A 26,816-nucleotide genomic window follows, 5' to 3' on the forward strand; every position below is an offset into this window, starting at 1 on the left:
CCATCGAACAATCCATCAAAGCCCGTTCGATTCCGGCGAGTTCCTATTCCTCCTCGGCCGCCGCGCCCACCGCCCAGAGCCCCGCGTAGACGCCGCCCAGAGCCACCAGCTCCTCGTGCGAGCCGAGTTCGACGATCCGGCCGGCCTCCATCACCGCCACCCGGTCGGCATCGCGCGCGGTGTGCAGGCGGTGGGCGATCGCGATCACCGTGCGGCCGGCCAGCACCGCCGCCAGGGAGCGCTCCAGGCGGCGGGCGGCCCGTGGGTCGACCAGCGAGGTGGCCTCGTCCAGGATCAGCACCCGCGGATCGGCCAACACCAGTCGGGCCAGCGCGAGTTGCTGAGCCTGGGCGGGCGAGAGCCCGACTCCGCCCGGGCCGACCGGGGTGTCCAGGCCCAGCTCACCCGCCCACGACCAGGCCTCCACCGCCCGCAGTGCCGCGACCATCCGCTGCTCGTCGGCCGTGGCGAGGGCCAGGGCGAGGTTGTCGCGCAGCGTGCCGTGGAAGACGTGGTGCTCCTGGGTGACCAGGGCGACCTGCCGGCGCCGTTCGTCCAGCGGCAGGTCGGCCAGCACCGCGCCGTCGACCAGCACCGCGCCGCGGTGCGGCGGGTGGATGCCCGCCAGCAGGCGTCCCAGGGTGGACTTTCCGGCGCCCGAGGTGCCGACGATCGCCAGCCGCTCACCGGGTCGCACCTCCAGGTCGATCCCGTGCAGCACGGGCTGCCCGGCCCGGTACTCGTGGCCGACGTCCACCGCCCGCAGCAGCCCCGGGCCCGATCGGCGCTCCGTCGGATCCGCCTCCCGGGCCGGGGTCGCGGCCTGCGCCACCCCGAGCAGCCGGGCCAGCGAGGCGCCGCCCACCTGGAGCGTGTCGAGCTGGGCGATCATCGTGTCGACCGGTCCGATGGTCTGCTGCACGTAGAGGACGGCCGCGGTGACCGCCGCCAGCGAAGCCATCCCGTGCAGGTAGTAGAGCCCGCCGATGACCAGCGTGGCCACCACCGGCAGCACGTAAGCGGTGTCGGAGATCGGCAGGAAGACGGTGCGCAGCCAGAGCGTGTGCCGCTCGGCCGCGTACGAGCGGGCGATGTCCTGGCCGGCCCGCTGCTGCCTGCGGTGCGCGATCCGCAGCGCCTCCACCGTCCGCGCGCCCTCGACGGTCTCGGTCAGGCCCTCGGTGAGCTGGGCGTAGGAGGCGTTCGCGGCCAGGTAACCGGCCCGGGCCCGGGACAGGTACCAGCGCGTCGCGCTCCACAGCACCGGCACGGCCACCAGGCAGGGCAACGCCAGCAGCGGCCCGAGCAGCAGCACCGCGCCGAGCGTGAGCACGATGGTGCCGATCGAGATCAGGGTGTCCGGGACGGCCTGGCGCACGGCCCCGGAGAGTGCGTCCACGTCCCGGGTGGTGCGACTGACCAGGTCGCCGGCGCCGGCCCGTTCCACGGTGGCCGGCGGCAGCGCGAGCACCCGGTCGACGAACTCCTCCCGCAGCTCGGCCAGCACCCTCTCGCCCAGGCGGGCGGAGGCGAAGACCGCGAACTGGAGCAGCCCGGCCTCCAGGGCGACCGACAGGCAGATCAGCAGCCCGGTGCGGGCGGCGTGGTCGACGCCGTGCCCGGACTGCTCGACCAGCTCGCCGAGCAACCGGGGTGCGAGCAGCCCGCACGCGGCCGCCAACGCGTGCAGGGCCAGGGCGCCGGCCAGCTCGGCGGGGTAGTGCAGCGTCAACCTGCGGGCGTAGGAGCGTACTTCGCGCGCGGAGGCGATGGGAAGCACGGCTCCGGCCTGGTCGGTGGCAGTGGTCATGCCGGGTCCCCTCCTCGGGTGACGACGGCCCGGTAGTGCGGGTCGGCGAGCAGCTCACGGTGCGTTCCCTCGGCGGTCACCTTGCCGCCCGTGACCAGCACCACCTGGTCCGCCTGGGAGAGCAGGATCGGGCTGGTGGCGAAGGTCACCGTGGTGCGCCCGGCCCGGGCGGCACGCAGCCGCTGCGTGATCCGGGCCTCGGTGTGCGCGTCGACCGCGCTGGTCGGCTCGATCAGCACCAGCACCTCGGGGTCGACCGACAAGGCCCGGGCCAGGAGCAGGCGTTGCCGCTGCCCACCGGAGAACTCCCGTCCGGACCCCGCGATCCAGCCGTCCAGGCCGCCGGGCAGTGCGTCCACGATGTCGCGGGCCGAGGCCGCGTCCAAGGCCTCCAGCAGCAGCCGCTCGTCGGCCACGGCCCGGTCCGCCGGGTCGAGTTCACGACGCAGCGGCCCACTGAACAGGCGTGCCTCGTGGTGCGCCACCAGGATCCGCTCCCGCACCTCGGCCAGCGGCAGTTCGGCCAGCCGGACGCCGCCGTACTCGGCCGCCGAGTCGGTGTAGCGGCCCAGCCGGTCGGCGAGGTCGGCGGCCTCGATGGGGTCGGCGCAGACGACGGCGGTCCACCGGCCCGGCTGGACCAGCAGCCCTGTCCCGGGGTCGTGCAGTGCGCCGGGTTCGCGCAGCGCATCAGGAACCGCCCGCGCTGCCGCCTCCTGGTCGCCCAACTCCGGCTCCAGCGTGAGCAGCCGGATCACCCGGGCCGCCGCGACCCGCCCCCGGGTCAGCTTGTCCGCGACCTCCGTCAGCCGCCGCAACTGCGGTGACAGGAAGACCGCGTAGCCGTAGAAGGCGACCAACTGCCCGACGCTCAGCCGCCCGTCCAGTACCTCGCGGGCGCCGAGCCAGACCACGACGGCCACCAGCATCCCCGGCAGCAGCACTTTCGCGCCGTCCAGCAGCGCCTCCACCCGGGCCAACCGGACCCCGGAGCCGCGCACCCGCTGCGAGATCGCCCGGTACCGGTCGGCGAAGACCCGTTCGCCTCCGATCCCGCGCAGCACCCGCAGACCGCCCGCGATGTCCACCGCGAGCTCGGTCAACTCCCCCTGCTCGGCCCGAAGCTGCTCCTGGCGGCGGTGCAGCGGGCGGATCAGCCGGGCCACCGCCCAGGCCATCAGCGGCACGCCCACCAGCACCACCGCGCCCAGTTCGGGAGCCGTGCTCAGCATGATCACCGCCACCGCCACCGCGGAGACCGCCGCCCCCGAGCCGCGCGAGGTCACCTCCATCAGCCGCCCCAGGGCCGCGATGTCGCCACTGCCGACGCTGATCACCTCGCCGGCCGAGACCCGCTTCGGCAGGGTGGCGCCGAGCCTGCCGGACTGACGGGTGATCAGCTCGGTGGTCAGGTAGGTCGCACCGAGCTGGCCCATCAGGCTGCAGCGGTCGCGCAGGATCGCCCCGGCGTTCACCACCAGCCCGAGCAGCAGCACGGCCCCGCCCCACAGGAGCAGCGCATGCTGGTCCCGCCCGACCAGCCCACGGTCGATCGCCCGCCCGATCGCCGCCGGCACCAGTGCCTGCGCGAGCAGGGTGATCACCCCGAGCAGCACGCCCCAGGCCACCGAGACCCGTAGCCGGCCCGCCAGCCAGCGCAGGAAGTGCCACGGCGACCGGCAGTCCGGCCACGGGGCCACCGCCTCGTTCCCCGGGCCGCCACCGCCTGCCGGGATGTAGTGCATCGCCCGGCCGAGCCCCCACCCACCGTCACCCGATGCCGCCGCCACCGCTCCTCCGTCCGTCGCGCCTGCCAGGCGCCGCTGGGCGCGCGCGAACAAGCCCTCCGCACGCCCCGGATCGGTCCCGGGCGGTGGACGGCTGGTCGGCGCGCGTGATCGCTGACCGCCGGTCAGCAGCGGTCGATCGTCAGCGACGGCGGACGGCCGGATGCGGCCTCGGTCGGCCAGAGGAGCCGGCGGACGGAGAAGCGCCCCACCCGGCCCTCACCCCGAGCCCGCGGCACTCGAAGTCCGCCGGGACATCCTGGTGGAAGGAACGCGCACGATTCAACCGAAATACCGGCCGCGCTCCCGGGCACTCGGGGGCCCGGTCAGCGGTCCAGGCGCCGTCCCCGCCACAGCGTGCGCCCGGGGTGGTCGACGAGCCGCACCGGCACCGGCACCAGCTCGCCCCCGGTCCGGGCCGCGGCATGCAGATGCAGGTGGGGTTCGGTGGTGTTGCCCGAGTTGCCCACCTCGGCCAGCGGCTGCCCGACCACCACCCGTTCGCCCACCGCGACCCGCAGGCTGCCCGCCCTCAGGTGGGCGAGCACCAGCACCACGTCCTCAGCCGCCTCGGTGCGCAGCAGCAGGTGGTTGCCGTAGACATGCTGGCGCAGCATCGGCCCCGGCTCGAACGGGCTGGCCAGCACCGGCTGGTCGGCCTGCCCGTCGAGGACCGCGAGCACCGTCCCCGCGCACGGCGCGGCCACCGTGGCGCCGTACGCCCGGTACGCCGCCCACCGGCGCGGTGCCGGGCCGCGGGCTCGGGCGCCGAAGCGGTTCAGGCAGAGCAGGTCCAGCGCGTACCGCTGGACCGGGTGCCCGGCGTGGTGGTTGACACTGCCCCCGCCGCCCTGGCCGATCAGCGCCCGGCTGCCCGGCAGCGGATTGGCGATCAGCAGCGGCGCGCGGTCACCGGGCACCTCCCGCAGGCCGCGGACGGTCGCGGCGGCGGCCGGCCAGGTCAGCCCCGCGAAGGCGAGTTGTACCCAGTCGATCCGCCCCACTGGCAGGCCCGGCAGCCGCGCCAGGCCGACGGCCGCCAGGACCAGTGCGGCGCCGACCACCACCAGCCGGGCGTACTGGCTGACCCAGCTCCAGGGCACGCTGAACCAGCTGATCACCGCCACGGCGGGCACGCCCAGCAGCGCGGCCAGCATCCCCGCGCGGCTCTCGGCCAGCACCGCGTCGGCCGCCATCAGCGCCAGAAGGAGCAGGATGCCCAAGGCCACCGCCAGGGGCAGCTGTTCGCGCAGTCGCTGCCCCGCCGGCCGCGATCGGTCGTCCAGGACCGGCTCCAGCAGCAGCTCGGTGATCAGGCCGTGCTCGTCCACCGCCACCCGCGCCTCGACCACCGCCCGCGGGCAGAGCACCCGGTAGCGACGCGGCTTCGCGGGCTCGGCGCTCCCGCGGGGCTCGACGGCTCCGTCCGGTTCGATCGTCCGCACCCCGCCGGCCGTCCGGCGGATCTCACGGCGGAGCTCCGCCAGCTCATCCGCGCCCACACTCGCCAAGTACTCCGGTGCGAAGAGCGCATGATCAAGTCGCGAACCTGTCAGATAATCTCGCAGACGCTCTTGCTCGACATCCGTCCCGCTCACCCGCGTGTTCCCCCTTGCACGACCTACGGACCCCCCGGATCGCCGGTTCAGTCTCATCCGCGGATGAGCGGCCGGTCAAGCTCAACCTCCCGTCCCCATGGAACTGTTCGGGTCCGCACCGCGTCGATCGATACGTATCCATCCCGTCGCCCCAGTCCTGAGGTCCCACTGATGCCGATACCCAGGCCCTCCCAGCCGGCCGACTCATCCAGCTCGGCCTCCCCCTTCTACCCCTCCCGCCGCCGCCTGCTCGCCTGGACCACCCTGGGCGCGGCCTCGCTGGCCTCCGCCGCACTGGCCGGCTGCTCGGACTCCGCACACGCCCACTCCGGCGCCGCCGGGGCCCCTCCCGAGAGCCCCTCGGACTCCTTCTCCCCCAACGCCACCCTCGACCCGAAGGCCATCTCCGCCCTGCCCAGCCCCGCGGCGGCCTCGCCGGTGGCGGTGCGCACCAAGCCGGTCTTCAAGGTGCACGACATCCTGCCGGACGCCCCCGCCGACGCGATCGCGCTGACCATCGACGACGGCCCCGACCCGGTCTACACCCCGCAGGTGCTGGCGCTGCTGCGCAAGTACGACATCCGGGCCACCTTCAACGTGGTCGGCATCCCGGGCCACGCCCACAAGGACCTGATCCGCCAGCTCGCCGCCGACGGCCACACCGTGGCCAACCACACGATGACCCACCCTCAGCCGCTCTCGAAGCGCACCCCCGCGGAGATCGAGAAGCAGATCACCGACGCGCAGTCGGTCATCGTGGACGCCGGTGCCCCCGCCCCGACCCTGTTCCGCTCACCCGGCGGCGACTGGTCCCCGACCATCTTCGCCGCCGCCGCCAAGTACGGGATGATCCCGATCGACTGGGACGTCGACCCGGACGACTGGAAGCGCCCCGGCGTCCCCAAGATCACCGAAAAGCTGATGGCCGCCCACCCCGGCGACATCCTGCTCTGCCACGACGGCGGCGGCAACCGCTCCCAGACGGTGGACGCACTGAAGACCGTCCTGCCCGCCCTCAAGGCCAAGGGCCTGACCTTCGTCACGCTCTGACCCACCCCCGCCGGGGCGGTGCACCCGGCCACCGCCCCGCCGGGCTCGGAGACGGTCACGAACCCCATCGTTGGCCCCATCGGAACGGCTGCCTGACGGCCCGTCCCCAGGCTGTCCCCAACTGACGCCGAAGCCCCCTCCAAGTGATCTTCGAGGGGGCTTCGTTTCATGCTGCGGTGCGGGTCAGGCTCGGAGCCCCCTGTCGGGTTCGAACCGACGACCCCCGCTTTACAAGAGCGGTGCTCTGGCCAGCTGAGCTAAGGAGGCATGGCGGCCGGCCACGGTGAGCCCGCGGTGGCAACCGGGTGGCAGTCTACCGGCAGGGGTGGCCGCTGTGGGGGTGGGCGGGTGGGGAGAAGGCGGGCGGGGCGAGGAGGGGGCGGGCAGTGTGATCGGACTGGTATGAGGAGGGGCTGACAATCTGCTGAACGGGCAGGTACCCTCGGCCGGAACCGGTTCTCCTGTGGTCTGGACCACCAGTGGCACCGGTTCGAACAATCCAGCCTTTACTCGGATCGTCCGGCACGTTCCTGCCGGTGAAGGAGAGCAGAGCCATGGCTTCTGTCACGTACGACAAGGCGACCCGCCTCTACCCGGGCGGCACCAAGCCCGCCGTCGACGCGCTCGACCTGCACATCGAGGACGGCGAGTTCCTCGTCCTGGTCGGCCCCTCCGGTTGCGGCAAGTCGACCAGCCTGCGGATGCTCGCGGGTCTGGAGGACGTGAACGGCGGCGCCATCCGGATCGGCGACCGCGACGTGACCCACCTGCCGCCGAAGGACCGGGACATCGCCATGGTGTTCCAGAACTACGCGCTCTACCCGCACATGTCGGTCGCCGACAACATGGGCTTCGCGCTCAAGATCGCCGGCGTCAACAAGGCGGAGATCCGCAAGAAGGTCGAGGAGGCCGCCAAGATCCTCGACCTCACCGAGTACCTGGACCGCAAGCCGAAGGCGCTCTCCGGTGGTCAGCGCCAGCGTGTCGCGATGGGGCGCGCGATCGTCCGCGAGCCCCAGGTCTTCCTGATGGACGAGCCGCTCTCCAACCTGGACGCCAAGCTCCGCGTCTCGACCCGTACCCAGATCGCCGGCCTGCAGCGCCGCCTGGGCATCACCACGGTCTACGTGACGCACGACCAGACCGAAGCCATGACCATGGGCGACCGCGTCGCGGTGCTCAAGGACGGTCTGCTGCAGCAGGTCGACACCCCGCGCCGGATGTACGACAAGCCCGCCAACGTCTTCGTCGCCGGCTTCATCGGCTCGCCCGCGATGAACCTGGTCGAGGTCCCGCTGGTGGACGGCGGTGTGAAGTTCGGCGGCTCGGTGATCAACATCGACCGCGAGCACCTGGCCGGCGCCGGCAGCGACAAGACGGTGACCGTCGGCATCCGCCCCGAGCACTTCGAGATCGTCTCCAGCGGCGGCATCGAGGGCGTGGCCGTCACGGTCAACGTGGTGGAGGAGCTCGGCGCGGACGGCTTCGTCTACGGCACCACCAAGCTCGGCGGCGAGGACGCGGACATCGTGGTCCGGGTGCACGGCCGGCAGATCCCGGCGAAGGGCGAGACCATCCACGTGGTCCCGACCGGCGGCGAGACCCACGTCTTCTCGACCAGCACGGGCGCGCGCCTCAGCGCCTGACCACCCCCTGGTCGGCACGCCCGAAGTCAGCACACCCGAACGACCGCTCAGGGCCCCGTCGGACACCCGTCCGGCGGGGCCCTGACATGTCGTCACTCGTCCGTGTGACGGTGTGTCCGCACCGCCTCACTCGGCGCTACCCTCACTCCCGTGAAGCAGCTCGTTCGCCGCATCGGCCAGACCCTCGCCCTCACCCTGCCCGTGGTCCTGGTGACCACCGGCACCCTCGCCGTGACCCGGGTCGCCTGGGCCCCGCCCATCGGAGACGACCAGCAGGTGGTCGCCGCGACCAGTACGGTCGGCACCGGCATCGGGCGCAGCCCCGCGACCGGGACGACCGGACCCGACGGCAGCGGCCCGGCCGCCACCCACCCCGGCCTGGCCCCGCAGGACGCGCTGCGCGCCGACCTGCTGGAGGAGCTGCGCTCGCGCGGCGCCGGCTCGGCGCTGGACCTGCTGGAGCGCACCATGCGCGAGCAGCCCTCGCTCACGCCGTACTGCACCTCGCTCGCCAAGGACTTGGGGCAGGCGACCCTGAAGCTGTACCAGGGCGACGTGCAGCGGGCCCGCTCCTTCGCCCGCCCGGTCTGCGACGGCTCCTTCGCCGCCGGCATCGCGGGCTGACCGGTCCGACCCCAAGCCGGTCCGACCCCGAACCGGTCCGAGTCAAAGCCAGGGCCTCCCCACTGCCTGACTCACCGTCAACCCGCCACAAAGCGACGCCGATCAGCACCCGCAGCTGCCCCACCGGTCCTATCCTGCTGCTCATGACCGGCTACGACGCCTCCGCCCCCACCGCCGCTCCCACCGCCCCCGTCGTCACGCAGGCGGTGATCCTGGCCGGCGGCCAGGGGTCGCGCCTGCGCCCCTACACCGACGACCGGCCCAAGCCGCTGGTCGAGATCCCCGGCACGGGCACCCCGATCGTGGGACACCAACTCGCCTGGCTGGCAGCCGAAGGCGTGACAGACGTGGTGATCTCCTGTGGCCATCTGGCCGAGGTGCTGCAGGCCTGGCTGGACCAGGCCGACCTGCCGCTGCGCGCCAGCACCGTCGTCGAGGTCGAACCGCTGGGCCGCGGCGGTGGATTGAAGTTCGCGGCGAAGGCGCTGCCGCGCCCGGACGAGCCCTGGTACGCCACCAACGGGGACATCTGGACCAGGTTCAGCCTGCGCGAGATGGCCGCCTTCCACCACGAACGGGATGCCCTCGCCACCCTCGCGCTGGCCCGCCCGCGGATCCCCTGGGGTGCGGTGGAGACCGACCGCTTCGGCAACGTGCTGGACTTCATCGAGGCCCCGCCCTCCCCCTTCCTGATCAACGCCGGGCTCTACGTCTTCGCCCCCGGCTTCGCCGAGCTGCTGCCGGACGTCGGCGACCACGAGCGCACCACGTTCCCCCAACTCGCCCGCGCCAAGCGGCTGGCGGGCTACCAGCTGCCGCAGGGCGTGTACTGGCGGGCGATCGACACCGCCAAGGACCTCACCGAGGCCGCGAAGGAACTCGCCCAGCTGCAGGGGCAGCCGGGCGAGTAGCGACAACCCGGACAAGCCGGTTGCCCTCCCCCGGACCTTCCGGGGGAGGGCAACTGACGTGCCATCAACGGACGAGCAGCGTGTCAGACCACCGGCCGCGCCCCCGCGCCCGTCGCCGCGCCACCGGCGCCGCCACTGCCACCGGCACCGGCACCGGCACCGACCGGCATCCCGAGGCTGGTCGGCAGCCGCAGCGAGGGTGCCCCGCTGCCCAGCACCCCGCCGATCAGCCCGTCGCCGCTCGGGCTGGGCTTCGGTGCCCGGGTACTGCTGCTCGAACCGGTCGAGCCGCCCGATCCGGGCGCCGAGCCGGCCGACCCGGCCGGCGTCGCGGCACCGGCCGGCGAGCCGGCGGTCGAACCGCCCTGCCCGGCCTGGTTGCCCGCGGCCGGCGCCTCGCTCGCCCCGTTCCCGCGGGTGGACGGGGACGGGTGGGCCGCCTTGCCGCTCTTGGCCGTCGGTGACGGCGAGGGCGGCGCGGAGGGCGGCACCGAGCCCGACGGCGTGGCGGACGGTGCGACGGACGGCTTGGTGGCCGCCGGTGCACCCGGGGCCGGGGCGCCGGGGGCGTGCGATCCGGCCGAACCGCCGGTCGTGGCCGGCCACACCGGCGTGCCGTAGTCGGTCGACGGCTCGGCGGGGCCGGGCCGCAGGCTGCCACCGGTGCGCACGGCCGCTCCCAGCAGCGAGCCGAGCAGCAGGGTCAGCCCGATCACCACCACGGCCACCACGCTGCCGCGCCGCAGCACCCGCCGGCGCACCGCCTTGGGCTGCTGCGGACCGTAGCGGCGCCAGGCCTCCAGGGTCAGCCGACCGTCCAGCGAGGCGAACGGCGCGCCGGCGATCAGCAGTGGGCTCCAGGCCGCCAGGAAGATCAGGTCGGGCGTGTCGTAGACCGGCACGGCCCGCCAGCTGACGGTGAAGAGCAGCGCGGCCGAGAGCACCATCGCGGCGCCGGCGGCCAGCCGCTGCCAGAGGCCGAGCAGCGAGAGCACGCCGACCACCACCTCGGTGAAGGCGACGCCGAGGCCGGCCCCGACGGGGTGCGCCATGGCGAAGTCCAGCAGCGGCTGGGCCACCTTCCACGGGTGCAGCGAGCCGAGCCAGCGCATCATCGAGCCGCGGGCGCCGCCGTCGAAGTAGACCGGGTCGCAGAGCTTGCTGAACCCGGCGTAGACGGAGAGCGAGCCGAGCAGCACCCGCAGCGGCAGCAGCACCAGGCCGAGGTCGACCCGCCGCCCGGGCTGCCAGACGTGCCGGTTCTGCTCCCCGGCGGCCGTGCCGGCCGAGTGCTCGGGCAGCGCGCCGGTGGGCTGCCAGGCCGGCCTGGCCCGGTCCAGGGGCGACTGCGACCGCGGGCCGCCGGCCCGCTGCCCCGCGCCCTGCCCGGCCTGGCGCGAACGCTCGTCGCGCGGCCGGTCGTCGCGCGGTCCGGGGCCGCCCCGCTCGGGGCCGTCGGGCTCGCCCGCCCACCCGTGCGGCTGCCGCGGCACCGCCCCGCGCCCGTGCGGCCGGGAACCGCCGTACGTCTCGGTCCCACCGTACGAACCGCCTCCGGCGTAGGCGTCGGCCCCGGCATAGGCCTGCGCCCCGGCGTACGAGCCGGAGCTGTCGAAGCGGTACGCGCCCCCGGCAGGCGTGTCGTCCCAGCCGGGCATGCTCTCCAGCGGCTGGGTCTGCTCGGAGTCGACCAGCCCCACGGCTGCGCCGGCCACCGGCGCACCCCCGGCGGCCGCGGAGCCGCTCGCCGGCGCCGGCACGGTGCTGAGCCGCACCGCGTCCAGCAGCTGGGTGGCCGCCAGGTCGCCGGGTGCCGCCTGACCGCTCCAGGTCACCGCGGTGACCCGGCCCTTGCGGCGCGGTGCGCCCACCGGGGCCGAGCCGCCGACGGCCGTGCCGACGAGCGCGGCACCGGCCAGCGACGCCGCCGACCGGCCGGCCGCCGAGCCGCCGTCCGCGCTCCCGGCCCGGATCAGCCCGGGTCGGCCACCGTAGGTGAGCGCCGCGTAGGGGCGCCCGAAGGCGTCCGCGACCGGCACGGCCGACATGGGCGGCGCGTCGATCATGGGCGGGACCGGGTCGGCCAGTCTGAGCCGGAAGCTGACCTGGGTGCTGCTGAGTCGAGCCGGATCGCTCGGCACCTTGACGGTGCTGAGGCTGGGCTCAGCCTCTATCCCTGCCGCTTGGCCCAGCCTGGGGCGCCGAGGTGTTCTGGTGTCCACACCCCTCTAACCGGGTGACACCCGGTTAGGACACTCTCCCGGGTGCAACTCCTCGGCGTGGCTGACGGATCCGGTCACTCTCGCGCGGGATAGTGAACGTTTGAGTCACACCCCGGTCAGAAAGCAACCGGCCACCTCGCCCCGGGGCCGGCAACCGGCCGGCGCCGCAGCGCCGACCGATCAGCGCCGACCGATCAGCACCGGCCCACCGGCGCCAACCCGTCAGTGCCGGCCCGCCGGCACCGCCCCGTCAGCGCCGAGCCCGCAGCCGCGACGCCTCGTACAGCACCACACCCGCCGCCACACCGGCGTTCAGCGACTCGGTCTGCCCCGGCATCGGAATCCGCACCCGCAGGTCGCAGGTCTCCGCCACCAGTCGCGACAGGCCCTTGCCCTCGCTACCGGCCACGATCACCACCGGCCCGGTCAGCGCCTCCAGCTCGCCGATCTCCGCCTCGCCGTCCGCCGCCAGGCCCACCACCATCAGCCCGGCCTTCTGGTAGGCCTCCAGCGCCCGGGTCAGGTTGGTCGCCCGGGCCACCGGCAGCCGGGCGGCCGCACCGGAGGAGGTCTTCCAGGCGCCGGCCGTCATCCCGGCGGCCCGCCGCTCGGGGATGACCACGCCGTGCGCACCGAACGCGGCGGCCGAGCGGACCACGGCGCCCAGGTTGCGCGAGTCGGTGACCCCGTCCAGTGCCACGATCAGCGCGTCCTCGCCCAGGTCCGCGGCCGCCGCCACCAGGTCCTCGGGGTGTGCGTACTCGTACGGCGGGACCTGGAGCACCAGGCCCTGGTGGTTCAGGCCACCGGTCATCTGGTCCAGCTGCGGCCGCGGCGCCTCCATCAGCGGGACGCCACGCTCGTTGGCCGCCTGGAACGCCTCGCGCACCCGGTCGTCGGTGTCGATGAACTGCATCACGTAGAGCGCGGTCGCGGGCACACCGCCGACCAGCGCCTCGACCACCGAGTTGCGGCCGACCACCAGCTCGGCGGCGCCGGCGCCACCGCGCCCGCCCCGGCCACCGCCGCCGGACCGGCGCATGCCGGCCCGCGCCTTGGCGTCCCGCTCGCGCTTGAGCGCGGCGTTGGCGGCGCGCTGCTTGGGGTGCCCCTTGCGGGCCTCGCCGGGCGGGGTCGGGCCCTTGCCCTGCAGCGCCTTCCGGCTGTGGCCGCCGGTTCCGACGCTCGCACCCTTCTTCGACCCGGGGTTGCGCGCGTTCCTGCGCTGGCTGTTGCCGGCCATGGCAATACTTCCTGTTCTATTCCGTCTGCGTCATGCCGATAGGCCGTCCCCGTGGCTCCACGAGTACGGCCTACCGGCGCCCGGCGCGGCTAGCGCGGGGCTACTGGTTGCTGATCGTCCAGCGCGGGCCGGACGGGGTGTCCTCGATCGCCAGGCCGGCCAGGCCCAGCTGGTCGCGGATGGCGTCCGCGGTGGCGAAGTCCTTGCGCTCCCGGGCCGCCTGCCGCTGGTCCAGGACGAGCCGGACCAGCGAGTCGACGACCCCGTGGAGGTCCTCGCCACGCTCCGCGCCGGTCCACTGCGGATCGAGCGGGTCGAGCCCCAGCACTCCGAGCATCGCACGGACCTCGGCCAGCCGCGCTACCGCGTTCTCCTTGTCGTCCGCCGTCAGCGCACTGTTGCCCTGCCGGACGGCGGTGTGCAGCACGGCGAGCGCCTGCGGAACGCCGAAGTCGTCGTCCATCGCCTCGGCGAAGGCCGGCGGCACCTCGGCGGCCGGCTCGACCGGACCGCAGCGCTCGACGACCCGCTGGATGAAGCCCTCGATCCGGCTGAAGCCGGCCTCGGCCTCGCGGATCGACTCCTCGCTGTACTCGATCATCGAGCGGTAGTGCGGGCCGGCCAGGTAGTAGCGCAGCACGATCGGGCGCCAGCGCTGCACCATCTCGGAGATCAGCACCGAGTTGCCGAGCGACTTGCTCATCTTCTCGCCGCTCATGGTCACCCAGGCGTTGTGCACCCAGAAGTTGGCGAAGTCGTCGCCGAACGCCTTGGACTGGGCGATCTCGTTCTCGTGGTGCGGGAAGATCAGGTCCAGCCCGCCGCCGTGGATGTCGAAGGCCTTGCCCAGGTACTTGTGCACCATGGCCGAGCACTCCAGGTGCCAGCCGGGGCGGCCCTGGCCCCACGGGGTGGTCCAGCTGGGCTCGCCCGGCTTCGCGGACTTCCACATGGCGAAGTCACGCGGGTCGCGCTTGCCGGTCTCGCCCTCGCCCTCGGGCTGCAGGAGGTTCTCCAGCTTCTGGTTGGAGAGCTCCAGGTACCCCGGGAAGGACTTGACGTCGAAGTAGACGTTGCCGTCGGCCGCGTACGCGTGGCCCTTGGCGATCAGCGTCTGCATCATGTCGATCATCTCGGGGATGTGGCCGGTGGCCCGCGGCTCCACGGTCGGCGGCAGGCAGCCGAGCACCGTGTAACCGTCGTCGAAGGCACGCTCGTTGGCGTAGGCGATCTGCCACCACGGCACGCCGAGCTCGCGTTCCTTCCTGATCACCTTGTCGTCGATGTCGGTGACGTTGCGCACGAACGTCACCTCGAAGCCGCGGTAGGCGAACCAGCGGCGCATCACATCGAAGTTGAGGTTGGACCGGATGTGCCCGATGTGCGGGGCCCCCTGCACGGTTGCGCCGCACAGGTAGATCGAGACACAGCCCGGTACAAGCGGGACGAAGTCGCGTACCTGGCGGGTGTTGGTGTCGTACAGGCGAAGGCTCACGACGTCCAGCGTAGTGGGAATCAGAGGGTGCCCCGCGACGTTTGCGGATCCCACCCGTCACGAGTTCATGGCAAACCGGACGATCCGGCTCCCTTTTCTCCTCTTCCTATCCCGCTCTCATCCCCGCCGCCGTCCTCGACCGCGCGGCACAGCCGTCCTCAACCGCGCCGCGCCACCGGGTAGACCAGCGCGGTGGCCAGACCCACCAGCCCCTCGCCGCGGCCGGTCATGCCCAGCCCGTCCGTGGTCGCCGCCGAGATCGAGACCGGTGCGCCGGCCGCGGCCGAGAGCACCTCCTCGGCCTCCTGGCGCCGGCTGCCGATCCGCGGCCGCACCCCGATCACCTGCACCGCGATGTTGCCGATCTCGAAACCGGCCGCGCGCACGATCCGGGCCGCCTCGCCCAGCAGCTTCACCCCGGCCGCACCCGCGTACTCGGGGCGGTCGGTGCCGAAGTGGGTGCCCAGGTCGCCGATCCCGGCGGCCGAGAAGATCGCGTTGCAGGCGGCGTGGGCGATCACGTCGCCGTCCGAGTGCCCGGCCAGGCCCTGCTCGTAGCCCTCCCAGCGTAGGCCGCCCACCCAGAGCGGCACACCGTCCGCGAAGGCGTGCACATCGGTGCCGATCCCCACCCGGGGAATGATCACCCCGGGGATGAGGCCCCCGGGGGTGGGCCCCCCGGGATTGGCCCTTTCAGGAGTGACCGGTGACGAGACGTCAGAAGCCATCGGAGGCCCTCCTACGAGCGAGTACGGCCTCGGCGAGTACGAGGTCCAGTGGACGGGTGACCTTGAACGCCTCCTCGTGGCCCGGCACCACGACCACCTGGCCGCCGTAGTGCTCGACCAGTCCGGCGTCGTCGGTCACCACCGGCGAGCCGCCCTCGGCCTCCTCGGCCAGCGCCTTGGCGTGCACCTCGGCGAGCACCCGGCGGCGGAAGCCCTGCGGGGTCTGCACGGCCCGCAGCGAGGCGCGGTCGGGCGTGTCGAGCACCGGCTCGGGCTCACCGGCGGGCACCGGACGGACCCGCTTGACCGTGTCGGCCAGCGGCACCGCCGGCACCACGGCCTCGGCCCCGCCGCGCACGGCGGCCACCACCGCGTCCACCACCTCGACCGGGACCAGCGGGCGGGCGGCGTCGTGCACCAGCACGATCTCGGTCTGCTCCGGGATCACCGCCAGACCGAGCCGGACCGACTCCTGCCGGGTCGCGCCACCGGCGACCACGCGGATGTCCTTGCCGTCCAGGCCGTGGCTGTCCAGCAGCCCCACCACCTCGGCGACGCCCTGCGGCGGTGCGGCGACCACTACCAGGCCGACCGCCCGGCTGCGTGCGAGCGCACGGACGGCGTGCACCAGCAGCGGCGCGCCCCCAAGTTCACGCAGCGCCTTCGGCGCCCCGGGGCCGAGCCGCTCGCCCCGTCCGGCGGCCGGAACCACGGCCGCTGCCACTACTCCTGTGGTGTTCAGGTTTCACTCCTTCGGCGAAGTGGGTATGGCCCAGGCGTACCCGTCAGACGGTGCACCGGACCCCTTCCACCCCGGCGCCGCCTCTCGGGTACCGGTGTGCAGAGCCCCCACGCTACGAGCACAGCACCGCGGTCGTCACCTGCGCAGTACCGCAATCGTCACCCGTGCATTCGTCACCCGTGGGCAACCGCCCGTTCACCGTGTCCGGGCATGCCACAGCGCCCGGAGTGCCTGCACGGCAACCGGGCGCTGTTGAACGGCTCACGCTGTTGAACGGCTCAGGAGCCGCTCCTACGAGGCGAGCACCTCGTCGAGCAGCGTCTCCGCCTTGTCCTCGTTGGTGTTCTCCGCCAGCGCCAGTTCGCTGACGAGGATCTGGCGCGCCTTGGCGAGCATCCGCTTCTCGCCGGCCGACAGGCCACGCTCGCGCTCCCGCCGCCACAGGTCGCGGACGACCTCGGCGACCTTGATGACGTCACCGGACGCGAGCTTCTCGAGGTTCGCCTTGTAACGGCGAGACCAGTTGGTGGGCTCCTCGGTGTACGGTGCCCGCAGCACCTCGAAGACCCGGTCCAGACCCTCCTGGCCGACCACGTCGCGCACGCCGACGAACTCCGCGTTCTCCGCGGGGACTCGCAGCGTGAGGTCACCCTGCTGAACCTTCAGCACCAGGTAGGTCTTGTCCACACCTTTGATCTGGCGAATTTCGATGGCCTCGATCAGTGCAGCCCCGTGATGGGGGTAGACCACCGTGTCGCCAACCTTGAACGTCATGTGACAGGACCCCTTCCGTGGCTTTCCAGAATAACACGCTTTTCCGTCCACTCGAAGGGCGTTTTCGCAGGTCAGGGCCGGTCTCGGGGCTTGACAAGGACCCCTGCGGCATGCTGTGACCACCCCGCTACGACGGCTTCTCGCAGGTCGGAGGCCCTTCCCGCGGCGATCGAAACCTCGGGGGTCGACCCGGAAACCAGCATTCGATCTTGAAGTCAACACGGGATATTCACCGTTTCCCGATCGTGATCTGATCTTGACGCCGTTCCGGAACCGCACACATCACCGTCACATCACCCGCCGCGGTCTCCCCGGCGCCGCGCCGGACGGGCCCGCCCGCCCGCAGATCCCGCCGTCCGCTGCGCCGGCTCCCGCTCCCGGCGCCCCCGGTCACCCCGTCGGCCCTGCGCCGAGCGGTCGACGCGCGACACGGGGCCACCCCGTGAGGGCCGGATAAGTACGGTCGGTACTCTGGGCGCTGACAACCTGACACGTGACCCAAGGAGATGCGCCGCCGTGAGCCGCAGCCTTCGACGCGGTGGCACTGCCGCCATCGTCCTCGCCCTCGCAGCCGTCTCGCTGTCCGCCTGCTCTGCCGGGAGCAGCGCCGAGACCACGCAGATCAAGCCGGACTCGCCGGCCACCTCGCTGGGCGCCGACCTCAAGCTCAACGCCATCGTCGCCGTGGTGGGCGAGGTGCAGACCAGTGGTCAGCCCGGCCCCGCGAACCTGACCGTCAACATCAGCAACACCGGTGCCAACCCGCAGACGCTGCAGACGGTCACGCTCAACGGCGCCACCGCGACCTTCGACGACGCCTCGGGCGCGCCGCTGCCCGGCGGCATCGTGATCCCCGCGGGCGGTGCGGTGCTGGTGGGCGGCAGCGGGCAGCCGTCCGCGCAGTTCTCCTCGGTCGCGCTGAACGTCGGCGGCTTCACCCCGGCCTCCTTCTCCTTCTCCAGCGCGGGCAAGGTGGACACCACCGCTCTGGTGACGCCGGCCTCCGGCACCTACGCGTCGTTCGGCCCGGCCTCGCCGTCCGCCGGCGCCTCGGCCGGCGCCTCCGGCTCGCCGTCCGGTTCGGCCGCCCCGTCCGCGGGCGCCTCGGCCAGTGGCTCCAGCAGCCCGAGCGCCTCGGGGACTCCGAGTGGCACCCCGAGTGGCACGCCGAGTGGCACGCCGTCCGGCAGCCCGTCGGGCACCCCCTCGGGCACCCCGAGCCCGTCCGCGCACTGAGTTCGGCGCCGACCCGCTCATGGCTGAGGGCCGCACCCCCGCGGGGGTGCGGCCCTCAGTCGTTGCGGTGGCCCGTCCGCCGATGGGCCGGCGGGCTTACGGCTCGAACTTGTAGCCGAGGCCGCGGACCGTCACCAGGTAGCGCGGCGCGCCCGGGTCCGGCTCGATCTTCGCCCGCAGGCGCTTCACGTGGACGTCCAGCGTCTTGGTGTCACCCACGTAGTCGGCACCCCAGACCCGGTCGATCAGCTGCATCCGGGTGAGCACCCGGCCCGCGTTGCGCAGCAGCATCTCCAGCAGGTCGAACTCCTTGAGCGGCAGGTCCACCTTGCCGCCGTCCACCGTCACCACGTGCCGGTCCACGTCCATCCGGACCGGGCCCGCCTCCAGCGCGCCGGGGCCACCGCCGTCGGTGCCCGGGCCGCCGTCCTCGCCGCGCCGGCGCAGCACCGCGCGGATCCGCGCGACCAGCTCGCGGGTCGAGTAGGGCTTGGTCACGTAGTCGTCGGCACCTATCTCCAGTCCGACGACCTTGTCGATCTCGCTGTCCTTGGCGGTCACCATGATCACCGGCACGTTGGAGCGCACCCGGAGCTGACGGCAGACCTCGGTGCCGGGCAGCCCGGGCAGCATCAGGTCGAGCAGCACCAGGTCGGCGCCGTTGCGCTCGAACTGCTCCAGCGCGTCCGGGCCGGTGGCGGCCACGGCCACCTCGAAGCCCTCCTTGCGAAGCATGTACGAGAGGGCGTCGCTGAACGACTCCTCGTCCTCGACCACCAGTACTCGGGTCACGATCGGGCCTCCGGGGCAGGAAGGGGGGTTGGGTTACGGGGTTCGAGCGCCGTCGCTTCGCTCGAAGCGGCGGCGCTCGGGTTCTGCCCGGCGGGGAGCCGGACGGTGAAGGTGGAGCCCTGGCCTTCGACGCTCCAGACCGAGACGGTGCCGCCGTGCGAGGCGGCCACGTGCTTGACGATCGACAGGCCGAGGCCGGTGCCGCCGGTCGCCCGGGAGCGGGCCGGGTCCACCCGGTAAAAACGTTCGAAGATCCGCTCGCGGTCCTTCTCCGAGATGCCGATGCCCTGGTCGGTCACCGAGATCTCGATCAGCTCGCCGTCCGCTTCCCCGATCGCGGCGGCGCTGGCTATCCGGCGGGTGGCGATCGCCACCCGGGTGCGCGGCGGACTGTAGTTGACGGCGTTCTCGACCAGGTTGCCGAGCGCTGCCGCCAGCTGGCCGCGGTCGCCGTAGAGATAGAGGCCGGCGATGCCGCCGGCCGCCATGTGGATCTGCTTGGCCGCGGCCTGCTGGCGGCAGCGGTCCATCGCCTCGGCGATCAGCTCGTCGACCGGCACCGGCTCGGGGTCCATCAGCAGTCGGTCGTCCTGGACCCGGGAGAGGTCGATGATCTCCTGGACCAGGCTGGCCAGCCGGGTCGCCTCGATCTGCATCCGGCCGGCGAAGCGCTGCACCGCCTCCGGGTCGTCGGCCGCGTCCGCGACCGCCTCGGAGAGCAGCGAGAGCGCCCCCACCGGCGTCTTGAGCTCATGGCTGACGTTGGCCACGAAGTCGCGCCGGACCGCCTCGATCCGACGGCGCTCGGTGAGGTCCTCGACCAGCACCAGGACCAGCCGGGAGCCGAGCGGGGCCACCCGCACCGAGACCGAGAGCGGCTCGCCGGAGCGCGCCACGCCCGGACGCGGGACGTCCAGCTCGACCTGGCGGATCTCGCCGTCCCGGCGGGTCGCCCGGGCCAGGGCGAGCATCTGCTCGACGGCCACCGCACCACCGCGCACCAGGCCCATCGAGTAGGCGGCGGAGCTGGCCTTGACCACCTCGTCGCCGTCGCCGAGCACGATCGCGCACGAGCGCAGCACCGACAGCACGGTGTCCACGCCCGGCGGGAGGGCCGACTCCTGCACGGGGGAGTTCACCATCGATGCGCTGCCACTTCTTCTGCCCTTGCCATTGCCACTGCCCCGGCCCTGTTCGCGCTCGCTCCAGCGGAAGGCGATGGCGGCCGTGAGACCGACGCCGAGGCCGGCGATGGCGCAGGCAGCGGCGGCGGCCACATTCACGTCCATGCGGCCAGCCTAAGCGCACGGACCGACCGCTCCGTAAGCGTCAGATCAAGGCATCGACCGTGCGTTGCCGAGAATTCACCTTCAGGTAGCTCCTGGTTCACTGCGGCGGCCGTGGGTCGTCGCCCGAACGGCTCAGGCTGCGACAAGCAGCCCGTGTGGGTCGGTGACGCGCGTACGATGCGCGCCACCAGCAGCGGCCGCCGGGCTCCGGCGTCCGGTCGGCACCACCACGTCGGCACCGCCACGTCGGCACCGCTACCCGACAGTGCTAGAAGGAAGAAGAGAAGCGCATGCGTGACGCCTACCACGAGGAGCTCGACTCGATCGGCGACGGCCTGGTCGAGATGGCCAGGCTGGTCGGCTCGGCCATGGGCCGCGCCACCACCGCCCTGCTGGACGCCGATCTCGCCCTGGCGGAGAGCGTGATCGCAGCCGACGAGAAGGTCAACAACCTTCACCACGAGCTGGAGAACACCGCGATCAACCTGCTGGCCCGCCAGCAGCCCGTCGCCACCGACCTGCGGATCGTGGTCACCTCGCTGCGGATGAGCGCCGACCTGGAGCGCTGCGGCGACCTGGCCCGGCACGTGGCCAAGGTGGCCCGGCGGCGCTACCCCGACACGGCCGTGCCCACCGACCTGCACGCGATCGTGCTGGAGATGGGGCAGCTCGCGCAGCGCCTGGTGGCCAAGGCCGGCCAGGTCATCGCGACCAAGAACGTGGACGCCGCGCTGCAGCTGGAGCGCGACGACGACGCGATCGACGAGCTGCACCGCCAGCTGTTCCAGCACCTGATCGACGACCGCTGGCAGCACGGCATCGAGACCGCCGTCGACGTCACGCTGATCGGCCGGTACTACGAGCGCTTCGCCGATCACGCGGTCTCGGTGGCCAAGCGCGTGGTCTTCCTGGTGACCGGCGAGCACGCGGGCGAGTTCGTCCCCGAGGAGCGGTAAACACAGCAGCGGTTGCGGGGGCGCACGAGGAACGGCCGCCCCCGCAACCGCGCGCCCGTTGACGCCCCGTCAATCCAGGGGCTTCACTCGATGGACAGGCGGGCCGTCAGTCCTCGCCTGCCTCGATCGAGGAGGGCACCGCACCATGACCACCACTCCTGCCCGGCCCACGGTGACCCCGGGTGCCGCCGAGCCATCCCCCCACCGCGTCGGCCTGCCGGTGCTGATCGGTGCCTGCGGCTGCGGCCCCGGCTGCGGCTGCGGCTGCCAGGCCGGCGCTCCCTGCCAGTGCGGCGGCGCCACCGGGGGCTGCTGCGGCGGCCACTGACCGCTCCTCCGCCATCGCGGCCGAACGCGGCCGAACCCCGCCTTGGTGCGCTCTGCACCGAGACGGGGCCCGCTCGTCTGTCCTGCTTCTGCTGTCCTGCTTCTTGCCCTGGCTGCTACCTGCCCTGGCTGCTACCTGCCCGGGCTACTTCTTGCCGTGGTTACTTCTTGCCCTGGTTCTTGACCGCCTCGATCGCGGCGGCGGCGGCCTCCGCGTCCAGGTAGCGGCCGCCGGCGGTGACCGGCTTGAAGTCCGCGTCGAGCTCGTAGACCAGCGGGATGCCGGTGGGGATGTTCAGGCCGGCGATCGCCTCGTCGGAGACCCCGTCCAGGTGCTTGACCAGCGCGCGCAGGCTGTTGCCGTGCGCGGTGACCAGCACGGTCTTGCCCGCGGCCAGGTCCGGAACGATCGCGTCGTACCAGTACGGCAGCATGCGATCGACGACGTCCTTGAGGCACTCGGTGCGCGGGCGCAGCTCGCTCGGGATGTCGGCGTAGCGGGCGTCACCGGCCTGCGAGTACTCGGCGTCGTCGGCGAGCACCGGCGGCGGCGTGTCGTACGAGCGGCGCCAGAGCTGGAACTGCTCCTCGCCGAACTCCGCCAGGGTCTGCGCCTTGTCCTTGCCCTGCAGCGCGCCGTAGTGGCGCTCGTTCAGGCGCCAGCTGCGGCTGACCGGGATCCAGTGCCGGTCGGCCTTGTCCAGCGCGATCTGCGAGGTGCGGATGGCGCGGCGCAGCAGCGAGGTGTGCAGCACGTCGGGGAGCAGGCCCTCGGCGGCCAGCAGCTCACCGCCGCGTGCCGCCTCCTTCTCGCCCTTCTCGTTGAGGTCGACGTCGACCCAGCCGGTGAACAGGTTCTTCTGGTTCCACTGGCTCTCGCCGTGACGGAGCAGGATCAGTCGGTAGGTCGTGTCAGCCATGCCGCACAGCTTAGTGGAGCGAAATAAAGGGGTGGCCGGGCCCACAGCCTCTGAGTAATGTGCACGATGGCAGTTCGCTACTTACTCTGACCGACCGTCCGCCGAGCGTCCCCACCGTCCGGCGGACGTCCGCCGCCCGGGAGCCGCCCCCATGCCCGCCCCTGCCAGCCCCGCGACCCCCGCCACCCCCGCCGGACCGGCCGCCCCGGCCGCCGCCCCCACGCTCTCCGCCCGGCTGCGCCGCAGCACCGCCGAGTCGGTCGGCGGGCTCCCCAGTGCGTTCTGGTGGTTGTGGACCACGACGCTGATCAACCGGCTCGGCGGCTTCGTCGTCACGTTCTTGGCCCTCTATCTGACTGCCGACCGGGGCTACTCCGCCGCCTACGCCGGTCTGGTCGCCTCGCTCTTCGGCCTTGGCTCAGCGATCGCCGCGCTGGTCGGCGGGGTGCTGGCGGACCGGATCGGCCGGCGGCCCACCCTGCTGGTCGCCCAGCTGCTCACCGCGCTGAGCACGGCGGTCCTGGGCTTCGCGGACGGGCAGCTGATGATCGCCTCGGTGGCCTTCCTGGTCGGCCTGAGCAGCAATGCCTCGCGGCCGGCCACCTCCGCGATCATCGCCGACCTGGTGCCGGCGGCCGACCGGGTCCGGGCCTTCGCGCTGAACTACTGGGCGATCAACATCGGCTTCGGCGTCTCGGCGGCGCTGGCCGGGCTGGTCGCCTCGCACGGCTACCTGGCGCTCTTCCTGGCCGACGCCCTGTCGACCCTGATCTGCGCGGTGGTCGTCTTCGTCAGGGTCCCGGAGACCCGGCCCGCCGCGCCCGAGCGGGACCACGCCGCACCGAAGGTCGGGCTGGGGACGGTCTTCCGGGACCGGCGCTTCATGGTGCTGGTCGGCCTGACCTTCCTGGTCGCGCTCATCGCCCAGCAGGGCAGCACCACCCTGGCCGTCACCATGGGCAGGGCCGGGCTGACCACCACGCAGTACGGCCTGGTGATCGGGCTCAACGGCCTGCTCATCGTCCTGTTGCAGCTCCCGGTCACCCGGCTGATCCAGGGCCGCGACCGCGGGATGCTGCTGCTGGTCGGCGCCCTGCTCACCGGGTGGGGCTTCGGGCTCACCGCCTTCGCCGGCTCCTCGGCCCTCTACTACGCCGCCACCGTCGCGATCTGGACGGTGGGCGAGATCATGCAGGCGCCGACGAGCATGAGCCTGGTGGCCGAACTCTCGCCGGCGCACGCCCGCGGGCGCTACCAGGGCGTCAACTCGCTCGCCTGGTCCGCGGCCTCGTTCCTGGGCCCGGCCGCCGGTGGCCTGCTGCTGGACCACGCCGGCCGGGGCACCGTCTGGGGCTGCTGCGCGGTGCTCGGCACGGTGGCCGCGGCGGGGTACCTGGGGCTGGGACGCCGGGTGACCCGGGCGGGCTACTCGGTGTCCTGAGCCGCCGGTGGCGCCGGGGTGAGCGGCTGGGCCAGGTGCTTGAACGCCTCCAGGTTGCGGGTGGACTCGCCGCGCTTGGTCCGCCACTCCCACTCCCGCCGGATCGCGGCGGCGAAGCCCAGCTCCAGCAGGGTGTTGAAGGGCTCGTCGGCGTTCTCCAGCACCGCGCCCAGCAGCCGGTCCACCGCGGGTGCGCTGAGCGCCTCCAGCGGCAGCCGGCCGGTCAGGTAGACGTCGCCGAGCGCGTCGAGCGCGTAGGCGACGCCGAACAGCCGGGTGTTGCGCTCCAGCAGCCAGCGGAACACCGCCTCGTGGTTCTCGTCCGGGCGGCGGATCACGAAGGCGTTCACCGACAGGCTGTGGTCGCCGATCCGCAGCGCGCAGGTGGTGCTGAGCTTGCGGGTGCCGGGCAGCGTCGCGACCAGGGTGTACGGATCGCCGACGGCCGGCTCCCAGCTGACGCCGGCCTCGTCGAGCGCGGCGGCGAGCAGGCCGAGGGCCTCGTCCTTGGTACGGATTGCCATGGCGGTGACGTTACCGGCTGGTACCGGCGCATCGCTGCTCCCGGGCCGAAGAAGGGGGCCGAGCCCGGGTCAGGCCCTGCCCCGGCCCCTGCTCCTGCCCGACCTCGGCCGCTGCTCAGGCGAGCAGTCGACGCGCCCCCGCGAGCCGGCCGGCGGGCCGGGCCAGCGCCCCCGCGTACACCTCCGCCGTGGCGGCCGCCGACGCGTCCCAGCCGCAGCCCGCCGCGTGCCGCGCAGCCGCCGTCCCCTGCCGGGCGACCAGCTCGGGGTCCGTCGCATAGGGCTCCAGCGCCCGGGCCCACTGCTCCGGATCGTGGCCGTGCACCAGGGTGCCCGTCTCACCGTCGCGCACGGCCACCGGCAGCCCGCCGACCGCCGCGGCCACCACCGGCGTGCCGCAGGCCTGCGCCTCCAGGGCCACCAGCCCGAACGACTCGCTGTAGGAGGGCATCGCCAGCACCGTCGCCGCGCGGTACCAGTGGGCCAGCTCGGCCTGACCGACCGGCGGATGGAACCGCACCACGTCACCGATCCCCAGCTGCGCGGCCAGCTTCTGCAGACTCTGCGGCTTGGCCAGCCCCGTCCCGGACGGACCGCCGACCACCGGGACGACCAGCCGCTCGCGCAGCTCGGGCCGCCGTGCCAACAGCGCCGAGACCGCCTTGAGCAGCACGTCGGGTGCCTTGAGCGGCTGTATCCGCCCCGCGAAGAGCAGCACCGCGGCGTCGGCCGGCAGGCCCAGCCGGGCCCGCGCGGCGCGCCGGTCACCCGGCCGGAAGACCTCCAGGTTGACGCCCGGGTGCACCACCGCGAGCTGGTCGACCCGGGCGTTGTAGTGGGTGCTGAGCTCGGCCGCCTCGTCGGTGGTGTTGGCGATCAGCCGGTCGGCGGCCTCGACCACCTGGGTCTCGCCGATCACCCGGGCCGCGGGCTCGGGCGTGTCACCCTCGGCCAGTGCGGCGTTCTTGACCTTGGCCATGGTGTGCATGGTGTGCACCAGTGGCACGCCCCAGCGCTGCGCCGCCAGCCAGCCCACCTGGCCGGAGAGCCAGTAGTGCGAGTGCACCAGGTCGTAGTGGCCCGGGCGGTGGCCGGCCTCGGTACGCAGCACCCCGTGGGTGAAGGCGCACAGCTGGGCGGGCAGGTCCTCCTTGATCAGGCCCTCGTAGGGCCCGGCGGTGACGTGGCGGACCAGCACCCCGGGCGCCAGCTCCACGGTCGGCGGCAGCTCGGAGGAGGTGGCCCGGGTGAAGACCTCGATCTCGATCCCGAGCGCGGCCAGGCGCTTGGCCAGCTCGACGATGTAGACGTTCATCCCGCCCGCGTCGCCGGTGCCCGGCTGGTGGAGCGGGGAGGTGTGCACACTGAGCATCGCGATCCGGCGGGGGCGACGGGCGCGGCCGGCGGCGAAGGCGTGCAGGCGCCCGCGGACCGGCGGGGTCTGCCGGTCGCGCCATACCGTCGACACGGGGGGCTTGATCACCTGGCTGCGGCCTCTCTGGTCTGCGCTAGCGACGACTCCTGTGGTTTCAACAGGGACACAACCCGCGGAGGGGTGCGAGTCATTCCCGGGCGCCGGTCTTCCATTCTCCTTGCTGCCTCCCCCTGCCCCGACGGCCCATTCCCGCCCGGTTCCCCCGCCCGGCTCCCCCCGCCGGTGGCCCGGCGGTGGCCCGGCGGTCCGCACGGCTCGGCTTAGGCTTCGGGCATGGCTTCCTCCTTCGATCCGGGCGCGCCCAGCTCCCTGGGCCACACCGCCGTGCGCCGGACGTCGAAGCCGTCGACTTCTCCTACCGGCCGCGCCACGGCCACCGGCAGCCGCCCGGTCGGCACCGTGACCCGCGGCACCACCAACACCAACCGCCTGCGCCGGATGGACCGCTGGATCGTGCACACGCTGGGCCCCCGGCTGCGCGCCGCGGACCAGCCGCCGGTGGCCGTCGACCTCGGTTACGGCGCGGCGCCGTGGACGGCCGTCGAGCTCTCCCACCGGCTCCGGGCGGTCCGTCCCGACCTGCGGACGGTGGGGATCGAGATCGAGCCGGCCCGGGTGGCCGCCGCGCTGCCCTATGCCGAACCGCCCGCGCTGACCTTCCGCCGCGGCGGCTTCGAGGTGCCGCTGGACGGCGCCTCGGCCCAGCTGATCCGCGCCGCCAACGTGCTGCGCCAGTACGAGGAGGAGGCGGTGGAGGCGGTCTGGGAGCGGCTCTGCGACCGCCTCGCCCCGGACGGCCTGCTGGTCGAGGGGACCTGCGACGAGATTGGCCGGCGGCACGTCTGGGTGGCGCTGGGCCCCGAAGGCCCCCGCACGGTGACCTTCGCCGCCCGGCTGGCCAATCTGGAGCGACCCTCGGACCTGGCTGAACGACTGCCCAAGGCGCTCATCCACCACAACGTGCCGGGGCGGCCGGTGCACGCCTTCCTCACCGACTTCGACCAGGCCTGGGCCGCCGCCGCGCCGTACGGAGCGTTCGGCGCCAGGCAACGCTGGGTGGCCGCCTGCACGGCGCTGGGCGGCCGCTGGCCGCTGGTCGACGCGCGCGGGCGGTGGCGGCAGGGCGAGGTCACGCTGCCCTGGTCGGCGGTGGCACCTTGATTCGGTTCACTCGAACGAGTTATCGAATTCCCCTGGTAAGTTGACGCTTAGTCAGTCCACTATGGGAGCGCACCTGATGACGCCGGTGACACCGCTCCTTGACTC

General features: G+C 73.2%; 23 protein-coding genes and 1 tRNA gene. 9 read left to right on the top strand and 15 right to left on the bottom strand.

Going from position 1 to position 26,816, the window contains the following annotated elements; translation table 11 throughout:
- Positions 1 to 43 precede the first annotated feature (43 nt).
- The 3 genes from ACFZB9_RS13430 to ACFZB9_RS13440 form a co-directional block, all read right to left on the bottom strand.
- Positions 44 to 1,810 (bottom strand): ABC transporter ATP-binding protein, encoded by a 1,767-nt coding sequence (locus ACFZB9_RS13430; RefSeq protein WP_391446590.1) that lies wholly within the window; start codon positions 1,808 to 1,810, stop codon positions 44 to 46.
- Positions 1,807 to 3,600, bottom strand: coding sequence for an ABC transporter ATP-binding protein (locus tag ACFZB9_RS13435; RefSeq protein ID WP_391446592.1), 1,794 nt, complete (start codon positions 3,598 to 3,600; stop codon positions 1,807 to 1,809). Before ACFZB9_RS13435 ends, ACFZB9_RS13430 begins: the two co-directional genes overlap by 4 nt.
- Positions 3,601 to 3,923: 323 nt before the next feature.
- Positions 3,924 to 5,099 (bottom strand): M23 family metallopeptidase, encoded by a 1,176-nt coding sequence (locus tag ACFZB9_RS13440; protein WP_391446767.1) that lies wholly within the window; start codon positions 5,097 to 5,099, stop codon positions 3,924 to 3,926.
- Between the two features lie 267 nt (positions 5,100 to 5,366).
- Between ACFZB9_RS13440 and ACFZB9_RS13445 the strand changes: the two genes are divergently transcribed.
- A complete protein-coding gene (locus ACFZB9_RS13445) occupies positions 5,367 to 6,245 on the top strand; it encodes a polysaccharide deacetylase family protein (RefSeq protein ID WP_391446594.1) in 879 nt (292 codons plus the stop codon).
- A gap of 193 nt (positions 6,246 to 6,438) precedes the next feature.
- Here ACFZB9_RS13445 and ACFZB9_RS13450 read toward each other — a convergent pair.
- Positions 6,439 to 6,512, bottom strand: a tRNA-Thr gene (locus tag ACFZB9_RS13450).
- Between the two features lie 287 nt (positions 6,513 to 6,799).
- Between ACFZB9_RS13450 and ACFZB9_RS13455 the strand changes: the two genes are divergently transcribed.
- The 3 genes from ACFZB9_RS13455 to ACFZB9_RS13465 all read left to right on the top strand — a co-directional run bounded on the left by ACFZB9_RS13455 (position 6,800) and on the right by ACFZB9_RS13465 (position 9,426).
- A complete protein-coding gene (locus tag ACFZB9_RS13455; protein ID WP_391446596.1) occupies positions 6,800 to 7,891 on the top strand; it encodes an ABC transporter ATP-binding protein in 1,092 nt (363 codons plus the stop codon).
- Positions 7,892 to 8,041: 150 nt separating this feature from the next.
- Positions 8,042 to 8,515, top strand: coding sequence for a hypothetical protein (locus ACFZB9_RS13460; protein WP_391446598.1), 474 nt, complete (start codon positions 8,042 to 8,044; stop codon positions 8,513 to 8,515).
- A 143-nt stretch (positions 8,516 to 8,658) separates the two neighbouring features.
- A complete protein-coding gene (locus tag ACFZB9_RS13465) occupies positions 8,659 to 9,426 on the top strand; it encodes an NDP-sugar synthase (protein ID WP_391446600.1) in 768 nt (255 codons plus the stop codon).
- 83 nt (positions 9,427 to 9,509) lie between these two features.
- On the opposite strand, the gene ACFZB9_RS13470 is transcribed toward ACFZB9_RS13465, so the two are convergent.
- The 6 genes from ACFZB9_RS13470 to ACFZB9_RS13495 form a co-directional block, all read right to left on the bottom strand.
- Positions 9,510 to 11,492 (bottom strand): DoxX family protein, encoded by a 1,983-nt coding sequence (locus ACFZB9_RS13470; protein ID WP_391446602.1) that lies wholly within the window; start codon positions 11,490 to 11,492, stop codon positions 9,510 to 9,512.
- 406 nt (positions 11,493 to 11,898) lie between these two features.
- Entirely contained in the window at positions 11,899 to 12,891 is a 993-nt protein-coding gene (gene rlmB / locus ACFZB9_RS13475) for a 23S rRNA (guanosine(2251)-2'-O)-methyltransferase RlmB (protein ID WP_391446603.1), read from the bottom strand.
- A 100-nt stretch (positions 12,892 to 12,991) separates the two neighbouring features.
- Positions 12,992 to 14,386 carry a cysteine--tRNA ligase gene (gene cysS / locus ACFZB9_RS13480; protein WP_391446604.1) on the bottom strand — a complete coding sequence of 465 codons (1,395 nt, stop codon included), beginning with the start codon at positions 14,384 to 14,386 and terminating at the stop codon, positions 12,992 to 12,994.
- Between the two features lie 158 nt (positions 14,387 to 14,544).
- A complete protein-coding gene (gene ispF / locus ACFZB9_RS13485; protein WP_391446606.1) occupies positions 14,545 to 15,114 on the bottom strand; it encodes a 2-C-methyl-D-erythritol 2,4-cyclodiphosphate synthase in 570 nt (189 codons plus the stop codon).
- A complete protein-coding gene (gene ispD, locus ACFZB9_RS13490; RefSeq protein ID WP_327067585.1) occupies positions 15,104 to 15,838 on the bottom strand; it encodes a 2-C-methyl-D-erythritol 4-phosphate cytidylyltransferase in 735 nt (244 codons plus the stop codon). The genes ispF and ispD overlap by 11 nt, the downstream gene beginning before the upstream one ends.
- Positions 15,839 to 16,147: 309 nt before the next feature.
- Positions 16,148 to 16,630, bottom strand: coding sequence for a CarD family transcriptional regulator (locus ACFZB9_RS13495; protein WP_030244332.1), 483 nt, complete (start codon positions 16,628 to 16,630; stop codon positions 16,148 to 16,150).
- Between the two features lie 516 nt (positions 16,631 to 17,146).
- Between ACFZB9_RS13495 and ACFZB9_RS13500 the strand changes: the two genes are divergently transcribed.
- A complete protein-coding gene (locus ACFZB9_RS13500; RefSeq protein WP_391446608.1) occupies positions 17,147 to 17,866 on the top strand; it encodes a DUF461 domain-containing protein in 720 nt (239 codons plus the stop codon).
- A gap of 96 nt (positions 17,867 to 17,962) precedes the next feature.
- On the opposite strand, the gene ACFZB9_RS13505 is transcribed toward ACFZB9_RS13500, so the two are convergent.
- A complete protein-coding gene (locus ACFZB9_RS13505) occupies positions 17,963 to 18,658 on the bottom strand; it encodes a response regulator transcription factor (RefSeq protein ID WP_327067587.1) in 696 nt (231 codons plus the stop codon).
- The gene (locus tag ACFZB9_RS13510; RefSeq protein WP_391446610.1) at positions 18,655 to 19,947 is read right to left on the bottom strand and encodes a sensor histidine kinase; all 1,293 of its coding nucleotides are present in this window, start codon (positions 19,945 to 19,947) and stop codon (positions 18,655 to 18,657) included. The genes ACFZB9_RS13505 and ACFZB9_RS13510 overlap by 4 nt, the downstream gene beginning before the upstream one ends.
- 290 nt (positions 19,948 to 20,237) lie before the next feature.
- Between ACFZB9_RS13510 and phoU the strand changes: the two genes are divergently transcribed.
- Together phoU and ACFZB9_RS13520 are read left to right on the top strand one after the other, a co-directional pair.
- Positions 20,238 to 20,903, top strand: coding sequence for a phosphate signaling complex protein PhoU (phoU, locus tag ACFZB9_RS13515; RefSeq protein WP_391446612.1), 666 nt, complete (start codon positions 20,238 to 20,240; stop codon positions 20,901 to 20,903).
- Between the two features lie 145 nt (positions 20,904 to 21,048).
- Positions 21,049 to 21,231, top strand: coding sequence for a hypothetical protein (locus ACFZB9_RS13520; protein ID WP_391446614.1), 183 nt, complete (start codon positions 21,049 to 21,051; stop codon positions 21,229 to 21,231).
- 160 nt (positions 21,232 to 21,391) lie between these two features.
- On the opposite strand, the gene ACFZB9_RS13525 is transcribed toward ACFZB9_RS13520, so the two are convergent.
- Positions 21,392 to 22,150: a phosphoglyceromutase gene (locus ACFZB9_RS13525; protein WP_391446615.1), complete on the bottom strand. Its 759-nt coding sequence runs from the start codon at positions 22,148 to 22,150 to the stop codon at positions 21,392 to 21,394.
- A gap of 151 nt (positions 22,151 to 22,301) precedes the next feature.
- On the opposite strand from ACFZB9_RS13525, the gene ACFZB9_RS13530 reads away from it, so the two are divergent.
- Entirely contained in the window at positions 22,302 to 23,591 is a 1,290-nt protein-coding gene (locus tag ACFZB9_RS13530; RefSeq protein ID WP_391446617.1) for an MDR family MFS transporter, read from the top strand.
- On the opposite strand, the gene ACFZB9_RS13535 is transcribed toward ACFZB9_RS13530, so the two are convergent.
- Together ACFZB9_RS13535 and mshA are read right to left on the bottom strand one after the other, a co-directional pair.
- Complete coding sequence (locus ACFZB9_RS13535; RefSeq protein ID WP_391446619.1) at positions 23,576 to 24,115, bottom strand: YbjN domain-containing protein; 540 nt, start codon at positions 24,113 to 24,115, stop codon at positions 23,576 to 23,578. The genes ACFZB9_RS13530 and ACFZB9_RS13535 overlap by 16 nt on opposite strands.
- Positions 24,116 to 24,230: 115 nt before the next feature.
- A complete protein-coding gene (gene mshA / locus ACFZB9_RS13540) occupies positions 24,231 to 25,595 on the bottom strand; it encodes a D-inositol-3-phosphate glycosyltransferase (protein WP_391446769.1) in 1,365 nt (454 codons plus the stop codon).
- A 393-nt stretch (positions 25,596 to 25,988) separates the two neighbouring features.
- Here mshA and ACFZB9_RS13545 point away from each other — a divergent pair, with 393 nt between their 5' ends.
- Positions 25,989 to 26,711 (top strand): class I SAM-dependent methyltransferase, encoded by a 723-nt coding sequence (locus ACFZB9_RS13545; RefSeq protein ID WP_391446771.1) that lies wholly within the window; start codon positions 25,989 to 25,991, stop codon positions 26,709 to 26,711.
- Positions 26,712 to 26,816: the final 105 nt, after the last annotated feature.

The sequence above is a fragment of the Kitasatospora sp. NPDC008050 genome (assembly GCF_042957465.1).
In the GTDB taxonomy this organism is placed as follows: domain Bacteria; phylum Actinomycetota; class Actinomycetes; order Streptomycetales; family Streptomycetaceae; genus Kitasatospora.